This is a genomic window from Salinivibrio sp. MA607 (assembly GCF_001996245.1).
GTDB lineage: Bacteria > Pseudomonadota > Gammaproteobacteria > Enterobacterales > Vibrionaceae > Salinivibrio > Salinivibrio costicola.
In genome coordinates this window covers 33,914-44,388 of the sequence record NZ_MUFJ01000031.1, presented here as the reverse complement: position 1 = coordinate 44,388, position 10,475 = coordinate 33,914, and the positions used below count along the sequence as shown (strand labels likewise).

Below are 10,475 nucleotides of genomic sequence, written 5' to 3'. Positions count from 1 at the left end.
GCCGGTGACACCATCAGCGTCAGCGATGGCACCACCACCAACGACATCGTGTTGGCCGACACCGACATCAGCAACGGCAGCGTCGCGACCTCGTTCGATGCGCCAGCGGAAGGTGAAACCCTCACCGTGACAGCGGTGCTGGAAGACCAGTTCGGCAACACCTCGGCAGAAGGCAGCGACAGCGCCGTGCTCGACACCCAGGCGGGTGAGGACAACAGCGCGCCGACGGTCACCATCACCGAAGACGCCAACAATGATGGCGTGATCAGCAGTGACGAGCTCGATGGCCAGGTCGACGTCAACGTCGACTTGCCAGCGGGTGCCGTGGCCGGTGACACCATCAGCGTCAGCGATGGCACCACCACCAACGACATCGTGTTGGCCGACACCGACATCAGCAACGGCAGCGTCGCGACCTCGTTCGATGCGCCAGCGGAAGGTGAAACCCTCACCGTGACAGCGGTGCTGGAAGACCAGTTCGGCAACACCTCGGCAGAAGGCAGCGACAGCGCCGTGCTCGACACCNGCCGGTGACACCATCAGCGTCAGCGATGGCACCACCACCAACGACATCGTGTTGGCCGACACCGACATCAGCAACGGCAGCGTCGCGACCTCGTTCGATGCGCCAGCGGAAGGTGAAACCCTCACCGTGACAGCGGTGCTGGAAGACCAGTTCGGCAACACCTCGGCAGAAGGCAGCGACAGCGCCGTGCTCGACACCACACCTACAATAACTATTGTTTCTGAAGTGACTGTTTCTGAAGAAGGACTGGCAGGCGGTATTGAGGATTCATTGCCATCTGGGACGGATACAACGAATAGTGTTTCAGGTTCTGGTCAATTTACCGTAACAGGCGGTTCAGGAGATATGACCGTCGCACTTGCCGGCGGCAGCGGATTGACCTCAAACGGTGAAACGGTAGCTTGGACCTGGGATGCATCTACAAACCGTTTGTTGGGTCATACAAATGCGACAGATCCTGTCATAACTGTCACGCTCAATGAGCCAATGAGCGGAAGTCTTGAATGGACTTATGATGTCGAGCTACATAGCCCTCTGGATCATCCGGACACAGAGATGGAAGACACATTGTCGCTTCCTATTAGTGTCGTCGTAAACGATGATAACCGTACTGACTTGAGTAAGCCGTTAAGTGTCACTATTGAGGATGACAGCCCCGAAACTATAGCGGTAGAGGTTGTACCGGTCGAGTTGCAGGATATTCCCGATGTGCTGATAGGCAAAGTCTCGTTCACAGGGCAAGGCTCGGGAGACCGTCTCACCCTTGATGATGTTACGGTGACTGCCCTCGGGTTTGCGAATGACTACAACACTCAACTTGAATACGACAAAGTTAATTTATCGTCTGATGGTATTGGTGTTGATAGTGGTTCTTCGTCTACTCCTTGGCCTTGGCCAAGTAATCCTGATGAACACGGTCATCCTTTGTCCAATGAGATTGAATATCGCATCACGGACACCGGCCAAGGCGTATCTGAGCAACTGATATTCTCGTTGAATGGCCAAGTTGCTTATGGCGCACAAATTGAGTTCTCTAAAATGTATGGGGGAGAACTCGAGTCTGGTATTGCACGCTTCTATCGAGATGGCGAACTGGTCGCTGAAAGAGAATTCACGTCCGATGAGACAAGTGGTGACTACGCGAAGAACTTCGATATTCAAGAAGGTGGTTTTGACCAAATTACTATTGAAGCCACTGACAATGAAAACCGAGATGACACAGGTGATAACAGTGACCTAACCGTTAAGTCGATAACTTTCACGGGCGCATCGGATGAACAAGCAATTGCTGTTGCTGATGGTACGTTGCAGTATCATGCAGGCGCTGACGGACTTGACTCTATCATGCTTGAAGGCATTGAAGATGGTTTATTCACGGCGCAAGGTTTAGCGATTACGACTCAATTTGATGGCAATAATCGTCTGATAGCAACAGATGAAAATGGCGCGTTGGTCTTTGAGGTGCAACTGACGCCAGCAACAGGTAAGTGGGAGTTCTACCAGTATCAAGTGATGCAAGCACCTGAGGGTGATTCAGACATTGATTTCTCCTATAAGGTTGTTGATGGTGATGGTGATACTACATTAGGCGAATTCGCCGTTCAGCCTACAAGTAAACCTGAATCGCAAGAACACTCGATAGAGACCGGTGATGGAGTTGATCAAATTGATATGTTGTACAGTGGCCGGTTATCGCTAAATGTCGGTTTAAGCGGGTCTGAAAAAGTTGTCATTAATGACGAAAGCTTCAACATTGATGAACCTGTAACTCGCTGGATGTCAGACTTTGAGTCAGATTGGCAAACTACTGATAGCCATTATATTGATGCCGGGGATGGGAGTGATCAGGTTCGTGGTGGTGAAGGTGACGATGTCCTAATCGGTGGTCGTGGCAGCGATATGCTGACCGGCTCTGATGGCGCGGATACCTTCTCCTGGTCAATGGATGATGTGAATTCACAAAATCGTCATGAATACACCGACAGGGTCAGTGATTTCTCCGCTGAGGACACTCTAAATCTGAATGATCTGTTCAAAGGTGATGAGGTAAATGGAGACTTTAGTCGCTTTAGTGTCACCATGAACGATACGAATCCTAATGATGATTCGGTGAATGTAACGTTGAAGTTCGATTACGGCACTTTGGAAGATACTGATCAGACAATTAAACTTACCAATGTCAAGTTAGAAGGCGGTCAAGTGGTGCTCAACACGCTGATTGAAGGTGAGAAAGGCTCTTTGACCATTAATGATAATGGTGATGGCACTATATCTGTATCCTCCGACATGACAGCCCTCGATGATATTGAGATCGATACAGACTGGTAATCACCCTCAGGCAGCGGCTATCATGTCGCTGCCTTTTGTTTTCGGTCAAAAGAGAGATGTAAGTGACTGACCCTTCAAATAATAATCAATCGGTGCAGTGGCGAATCGCAGCGGGCGAACAACCCACCGACGATCCCTTGCTAGATTGTTTGGTATTGCTGACCGAACACTATGGCACCCCCTGCTCGGGGGATGCGTTGGTCGCGGGCTTGCCGATGACCAATGCGCTACTCACGCCCGATATGTTTCCACAAGCGGCAGGGCGCGCCGGTTTGGCCGCACGCTTGTCACGTCGCAACCTGGATAACTTAGGGCCGTTATTGCTCCCTTGCGTGTTACTGTTAGCAGATCAAAAAGCCTGTGTGCTGCGTGAAATTGATAATGAGGCAGGCACTGCCCTGATTCAGTTGCCCGAAAATGGCGGCGAGCAAACCATGCAGCTTGAAGCCCTTGAGGCGATGTATGTCGGGTATTGCTTTTTTATTAAGCGCCAGTACCGCGGTGATCAGTCGGTCGATTTACACCTGCACGACAATAAAATCCACTGGTTTTGGCAAACGGTCAAAGACGCTGCGCCTATTTATCGCGATGCGTTGCTCGCCTCGGTGTTGGTGAACCTCTTTGCTTTAGTGTCGCCGCTGTTCGTCATGAACGTCTATGACAAGATCGTTCCTAATTTGGCGTTTGAATCCTTGTGGGTGTTAGCTAGCGGCGCCACCTTGGCCTACTGCTTTGACTTTATCATGCGCAAGTTGCGCTCCTACATGATTGATATGGCCGGGAAGAAAGTCGATATTATTGTTTCGTCTCGACTGTTTGCACGGCTGATGGGTACGCCGCTGGCCAATCGTGGCGGCAGTGTGGGGGCCACGGCCAAACAGTTGGGTGAGTTCGACTCTGTGCGAGACATGCTCACCTCGGCGACTATCACCACCTTGGTTGATTTGCCGTTTGCGGTTTTCTTTATCACGGTTATTTATCTAGTCGCGGGCGATCTGGCCATGGTGCCGGTCGTGGCTGGGTTACTGATCTTGGGCTACACCATCTCGGTCCAGCCCAAATTGCGCGCAGCGATTGAAGAGAGTAATAAATACGCGTCTGAGCGCCATGGCCATCTCATTGAAAGTTTATCGGCGTTAGAGGGCATCAAAGCCAATGGCGCCGAAGGCATCGTGCAGCGCAGTTGGCAGCAAATGACCGCGCACACGGCGAATTGGAACTTTAAAGTCAAACAAATCACCAACAACGTTTCTTACATTGCCACTTTCATCACCCAGATGATGGCGATCGCCGTGGTGATCTTGGGGGTGTATCGGGTGGCGGACGGCGATATCTCCATGGGGGGGATCATCGCGGCAGTGATGCTTTCCAGCCGAGCGGTATCACCCATGGCGCAAATGGCGAGTTTGCTCAACCGTTGGAATCAAACCAGCACCTCGCTGCGCCAACTGAATGCGATGATGGAGCAAGAGGATGAGTTTGCTGATAAAGGGCACCTTGTCAGTCGTAAACGCCTTAAAGGTGAACTCAGTGCCGATAACTTGGCCTTTAATTATCCAGAGACGGAAAAACCGGCGCTTTATCCATTGAATTTTCGCGTTCAGCCGGGTGAAGTGATCGCCATCTTAGGTAAAAATGGCTCGGGTAAAACCACGTTACTCAAACTGTTAGCCGGTCTTTTTCAGCCCAACCAAGGCAGTTTACGGTTTGATGGCGTCGATAGCCGTCAAATCCATCCTTCAGATTTGCGTCGCAACGTGGGCTATTTGGCACAAGATGTGACGCTGTTTCATGGCACTATTCGCGAAAACATTATGTTTGGTACGCGCCAAGTCACTGAGCACCAGCTGATGCGCGCCGTGCAGCTGTCAGGCGTGAGTTTGTTTACCGCGCAAGACCATGAAGGCCTAGATAAACAGGTGGGAGAGCGTGGCGAACGCCTTTCTCGCGGTCAGAGGCAGGCGGTGTCTTTAGCACGTGCGTTGCTTAATGAGCCGCCTGTGCTGGTGATGGATGAACCGACGGCCAGTTTAGACGCGCACGCTGAAAACCAATTTATTAAAGCGATGGAAGTCGCAGCCAAATCACGAACACTGGTGATGGTGACCCATAACATGTCACTGCTCAACCTCGCGCAGCGGGTGATTGTGATGGACAAAGGACGCATTGTAATGGATGGTCCGCGTGACAAAGTCCTCAGTAAGCTCAACAAAGGAAATGCGTCATGAGCAAGGTCGTTAAAAAGGCCAGCCAACCCGCTGATCTCGACATGATTGACGATGTTTATGGCGCGATGATGACAGACACGCCACTTAAATACCGAGCGGTGGTTTGGGTGGCCTTGCTCCTTATCGTCAGTTTTATTGTATGGGCCGCGGTGGCGGAGCTGGACCGGGTCACTCGGGGCAGTGGTAAAGTCATTCCTCCTTCTCATGTCCAGCTGATCCAAAGCCTAGATGGTGGCATTTTGCAGGCGATGTATGTTGATGAAGGGCAATTGGTTGAAAAAGGAATGCCTCTCGCGCGTATTGATGCCACCCGCTTTCGTTCCGATCTGGCTCAGCAAGAGCAAGAAATTGACAGTTTGCGAGCTTCGGTCACGCGCATGTACAGTGAACTTGATAGTGTCATTCTGCAGCCACCTAGCCAGCCATGGCAGCAACAGATTGAGATTGTGCCGCGTCCCATCAGTTTTCCTGATTCACTCACCAGCCGTAAACCCCAGTTAATTGCACGGCAAAAGTCAGAATATCGGAGCCGACTGGACAGTCTACGTAATCAACTGGATATTCAGGGACAACAAATCGTTCAGAAACGCCAAGCGTTGGAAGAAGTGGCGTCCAAGATAAAAACGCTAACTAACTCGTTATCGATTATGGATCGTGAGATCAATATCACACGTCCTTTGGTAAAAAAGAAGATTGTCTCAGAAGTGGAGCTTCTCAAACTGGAAAGACAGATCAATGATATGCAGGGTGAGCTGACCAACTTAAGACTGTCGCGGCCTAAAATTAAAGCAGCGTTAGATGAATCTATCTTAAAACGCCGTGAGGCTGCTTTGCAGTTTATTGGTGAGACACGGGCCAAGCTGAGTGAAAGCGAGGCACGGCTGTCTCGACTCACAGAGGCGACCGTCGGGGCACAAGACAAAGTGAACAAAGCCGTGATTACTTCACCTGTCGATGGCACGGTGAAAACGGTGCACATCAACACATTGGGTGGTGTCGTGGGCCCCGGGGAAGATGTGATAGAAATTGTACCCACTGAAGATCAGCTGCTCGTACAAGTGAAGATTTTGCCCAAAGACATTGCATTTTTACATCCTGGGTTACCGGCCGTTGTAAAAGTCACCGCGTATGACTTTACCCGCTATGGCGGGCTAGACGGTAAAGTGGAGCACATTAGTGCCGATACCACGCAGGATGAAGAAGGGAATAGCTTTTACCTCGTGCGAATCAGGACCGAGGCATCGCACTTAACGCGGGATGATGGCACGCCGATGCCGATTATTCCTGGCATGCTGACCTCGGTTGATATTATTACCGGCAAGCGCACGGTGTTGGATTATCTTCTCAATCCTATCTTACGGGCAAAAGAAAACGCACTACGCGAGCGCTAAATAATTACAACAAGGAGAAACAAGATGCCGACCCTTTCGCATCTGTGTCATAAAACGCGCATAACGGCTATCGCGCTAGCCATGAGCTTGATTTCACCCGTTGCAATATCGCAAACATTGGAGCAAGCGGTGGCTCGCTCACTCGAGTCTCATCCACAAATACGTGAAGCCTTTGCGCGCTATAAAGCGCGTGAGCAATCTATAGACCAAGCCAAAGCCGGTTATTATCCCACACTGGATGCGACCGCTGGTGTGGGGCAGGAATGGACGGACTCACCAGGCACTCGCCGTGATACCAGCACGGATGATGAAGTAGACCTAACTCGTCGTGAGCTTGGGTTATCATTACGCCAAATGCTTTTTGATGGCTTTCGTACCCAACATGAAGTGGCGCGGACACAAAACGAAGCCACGGCCGAGCAGTGGGGCTTGATTGCCACCGCAGAAGATAAAGCGTTGGAAGTGTCACGTATTTATCTGGATGTGCTCGTAGCTGAAGAGATTGTGATCCTGGCAGAAAAAAACCTAGATAACCATCAGGAAATCTACGATGCGATTGAAGAAAGCAATCAAGGTGGATTTGCCAAAGCCAGCGACTTGTCTCAGGTGACAGGACGCTTAGCGCGTGCGAACGCAAACTTAATGTCGGCGCGTAATAACCTCGCCGATGCGCGTAGTGCTTTTATGAAGGTCGTCGGTATCGCACCTGAGGATTTACACTTACCCAGCCCTGATGCCGCGATGCTGCCTCAGTCGCTGGATACTACCTTGGATATGGCGTTAGATAACCATCCGCGTTTGCAATCTGCACAAGCAGATATTGCGGCGGCGAATGCAGCCCGTGATGGCTCTCGTGCTGCGTATTTACCGACCATCAACGTAGAAGTCGATGCTAATTGGAACGAAAACATTGGTGGCGAAGATGGTGCGGGTCCGCCAGATGTCGGTGGCGAGAATAATAATATCCAAGCCATGGTACGCATGCGCTACAACTTATTTAATGGTGGTGCCGATCGCGCCCGAGAGCGACAAACGGCTTATCAAACCATCGAGGCGCGAGAAGTTAATGAGATGACCCATCGCCAAGTGGTTGAAGGGGCCACTTTAGCCTGGAACGCGCGAACCTATCTTGAACAGCAGCGTGACTTTATGCGCCAACATGTCGAAGCCGCTACCGATACCCGAGATGCCTATCGCGAAGAGTTTCGCCTCAATGCGCGGACGCTTTTGGATGTATTGGACTCGCAAAATGAGTTGTTTGAAACACGCCGTGAATACCTAAGTAAAGAAGCCGATGAGCGGTATGCACAATATCGAATATTAAACGCTACCGGGCAATTACTGGCCTCACTAAGAATCGATACGCCTGCAAGCTGGGACACGGCATCGCTGTACAGTGAGGGGAGTGAATAATGAAGCAGTTGAGTTTACTTCTTTTTACCGCGCTCATGATCAGTGGCTGTGCGCCACAGTTGGTTGATCCCATGGAAATGAAGATCATACAAAGCCGTGACCTCACCGATCAAGACAAAGATGGTGTAATTGCCGCGCGCGATCAGTGTAACGCGACGCTTGAACAAGCTCGGGTCAATAATGAAGGATGCCCGCAAGAGCGAATAGAAACAGCATCGTTCGAGCTGAATGTCCAATTTGCTACGGATTCGGCCCAGGTTCGTGAGAGTCAGTATGGCGATATCCGTGATCTTGCCGAATTTATGCGCCGTTATCCTAAGGCGTCGGTACTCATTGAAGGTCATGCCAGTAAAGTGGGTGCGGCGAGCTACAATTTAGCGTTGTCACAGCGACGCGCAGAGGCGATTGCGGACGTGCTCGTTAATCAGTTTTACCTTGACCGCAGTCGTGTTAGCGCGCAAGGCTTCGGTGAGACACGCCCATTAATCGATGCTGAGACAGACAGAGCCAATGAAACAAATCGCCGAGTGGTCGCGACTGTTTCTGGCGAACACGGCATAACGGAGAAACGATGGACTATTTATTCATCGGAATCAGATTAGCGGCTACGCCAATGGTCACTTCGATAGTCATTTCACGTATCGGCTGGCGAGGCGCGCAATGACACTGCATCAACGTGTGCTTTCGTTTGTCGTCGCCGCTACTGTGGTCACTGTATTGGTGACCACAGCAGTGGTATTTCAGTTGAGCGCGGAGCAACGTAAACAACAGCAGCAGCAACAATCAAACTTACTCAGTAAGACGCTGGCTGAAGCGCTGCCCGCGGTACTTGAACAAAGTGATGGACAACGACTCACGCAGTTAGCTTCCCAGTTTATCAGTATGCCCCAAGTGAGTCAGATCACGATCGAGCCTATGCTATCTGGGGAACGCCAAGTATGGGAATCTGACCGCCCGGCAATGCATGTGCCGAATTGGTTCGCGACAGCGACGGGTTTAACGGTGAACACAACCTCCGTCTCGGTGAGCAACGGCTGGACACAGTTAGCGAAGCTGACCATGACGTTCGATCCTCATCAAGATATTGCTGAGTTATGGCAACGACTGGTGCGATTAGTCGGTTGGTTATTGGCTGCGGGTGTGACCGTTATTGTCGCCGCGTCTTTTATGTTCCGTCGTGTTACCGTCCCTCTGGGGGATCTCAGTCAGCGACTGACGTCGTTAGGACATGGTGATTTTCATCCGACACAAGTGGCAACCAGTGTGAGTGATTTATCGGCACTGCAAAACGCCTTTAATCTTGCCGGGCAACAAGTCGCACGGATGCAGCAATCACAACAAGACGAATTGGCACGCTTGCGCGATAAACTCATGGTGGATCCGGTATCACGCTTACCGAACCGTGGCTATTTTCAGCACCAGCTGCAAAGCTTTATCAACGATGAAGTCGGTTGCAGCTTAATTCTGTTAGAGGCGGATTGGTTATCACGTTTACGTGCGCGTTACGGATATCAATACCGGGATCAATGTTGGCGATTACTAGGAGAAGCGTTAACGCAGGAGAGCTTAGCCAGCACGCATCAAGTCGTGGCAAGGTTGAGTCATAATGAAATCGCGATCTTACTGGTTACCGATGAAGAGAAAGCATTACGGCGTTACTTACGCCAGTTATTACGGGTGATCAATCAAGAGCTAGAGAATATCTCGCTACCGGTCAATCAAGGCTTTCACTTAGGTATTGCGCAAACGCGTACCGACGAGACGGTGGGCCTGATGGCGAAAGCGGATAATGCATTACAACACGCGAAGCGCCAAAACGAGGTTTACTTTTGGCCAACGGATGAACAAGTTGATAGCCGGACCCGAGAGCAATGGCGGCATGTTTTGCTTGATGCGTTGCACAAAAATCCATTAGCGCTTTATGCCCAACCGGTTCGTCATCGTGATAATCAATATAATTGGCATCAAGAGGTGTACGCACACCTTTGGGTGGACGATAGCTGGCTATCTGCGGGTCAGTTGCTCAACCGTATTGAGATGTATGCATTAGGCGAAGAGTTTGATATTCACGTGCTAAATAGGGTGAGTGACTACCTTAATAAAAATCCTCACAGTGACAAGCTCGCGATCAATATCACCATCGAAAGTGTCCAAAGCCAAACATTCTATGATTGGTTAAGTCACTTTTTACTCAAAACCTATCTCGCCGATAAACTGGCGTTTGAAGTGTCAGAAAAAGCGGTGCATGCTGATCCTGAAGCTTGCAAGGCATTGTTTCGTTTAATCCGTGGTCAAGGCTTTGCCGTTGGGGTTGATCACTTTGGCCGTAATATGGATAACGTCGACTACATCAAAAATATCGAGCCTGATTATGTCAAATTGGATATCGGGTTTGGTCAGCAGTCGAGCGGTGTGGATGATGTATTCATTCGCATGCTAGTCAATATTGCGCTGGGACGAGAGATCACTGTCATTGCCACTGGGATTGAACAATCAGAGCAGCACCAGTATTTTCATCAGTTAGGTTGTCAGGGCTATCAAGGCTATATTCTGCCACCGATCAGGTTAGATAGTGGTGAGTAGCCTTAG

General features: G+C 50.5%; 6 protein-coding genes. All 6 read left to right on the top strand.

Annotated elements, in window-relative coordinates; translation table 11 throughout:
* Nucleotides 1-577: 577 nt before the first annotated feature.
* Nucleotides 578-2,854, top strand: a complete 2,277-nt coding sequence (locus BZG81_RS13340) for a hypothetical protein (protein WP_131826436.1) — start codon at nucleotides 578-580, stop codon at nucleotides 2,852-2,854.
* Nucleotides 2,855-2,916: 62 nt separating this feature from the next.
* Nucleotides 2,917-5,082 carry a type I secretion system permease/ATPase gene (locus BZG81_RS13335; protein WP_077677608.1) on the top strand — a complete coding sequence of 722 codons (2,166 nt, stop codon included), beginning with the start codon at nucleotides 2,917-2,919 and terminating at the stop codon, nucleotides 5,080-5,082.
* On the top strand, nucleotides 5,079-6,473 hold the full coding sequence (locus BZG81_RS13330) for an HlyD family type I secretion periplasmic adaptor subunit (protein WP_077677607.1): 1,395 nt from the start codon (nucleotides 5,079-5,081) through the stop codon (nucleotides 6,471-6,473). The genes BZG81_RS13335 and BZG81_RS13330 overlap by 4 nt, the downstream gene beginning before the upstream one ends.
* Before the next feature lie 24 nt (nucleotides 6,474-6,497).
* Nucleotides 6,498-7,886 (top strand): TolC family outer membrane protein, encoded by a 1,389-nt coding sequence (locus BZG81_RS13325; RefSeq protein WP_077577128.1) that lies wholly within the window; start codon nucleotides 6,498-6,500, stop codon nucleotides 7,884-7,886.
* Nucleotides 7,886-8,488, top strand: a complete 603-nt coding sequence (locus BZG81_RS13320) for an OmpA family protein (RefSeq protein WP_077669987.1) — start codon at nucleotides 7,886-7,888, stop codon at nucleotides 8,486-8,488. The genes BZG81_RS13325 and BZG81_RS13320 overlap by 1 nt, the downstream gene beginning before the upstream one ends.
* A 58-nt stretch (nucleotides 8,489-8,546) precedes the next feature.
* Entirely contained in the window at nucleotides 8,547-10,469 is a 1,923-nt protein-coding gene (locus tag BZG81_RS13315; protein ID WP_077669986.1) for a bifunctional diguanylate cyclase/phosphodiesterase, read from the top strand.
* The last annotated feature ends 6 nt before the right edge of the window (nucleotides 10,470-10,475 follow it).

What these genes read in the sequence shown, in the direction of transcription:
- BZG81_RS13330 (WP_077677607.1), top strand. Translation starts at nt 5,079, where the DNA reads ATGAGCAAGGTCGTTAAAAAGGCCAGCCAACCCGCTGATCTCGACATG.
- BZG81_RS13325 (WP_077577128.1), top strand. Translation starts at nt 6,498, where the DNA reads ATGCCGACCCTTTCGCATCTGTGTCATAAAACGCGCATAACGGCTATC.
- BZG81_RS13320 (WP_077669987.1), top strand. Translation starts at nt 7,886, where the DNA reads ATGAAGCAGTTGAGTTTACTTCTTTTTACCGCGCTCATGATCAGTGGC.
- BZG81_RS13315 (WP_077669986.1), top strand. Translation starts at nt 8,547, where the DNA reads ATGACACTGCATCAACGTGTGCTTTCGTTTGTCGTCGCCGCTACTGTG.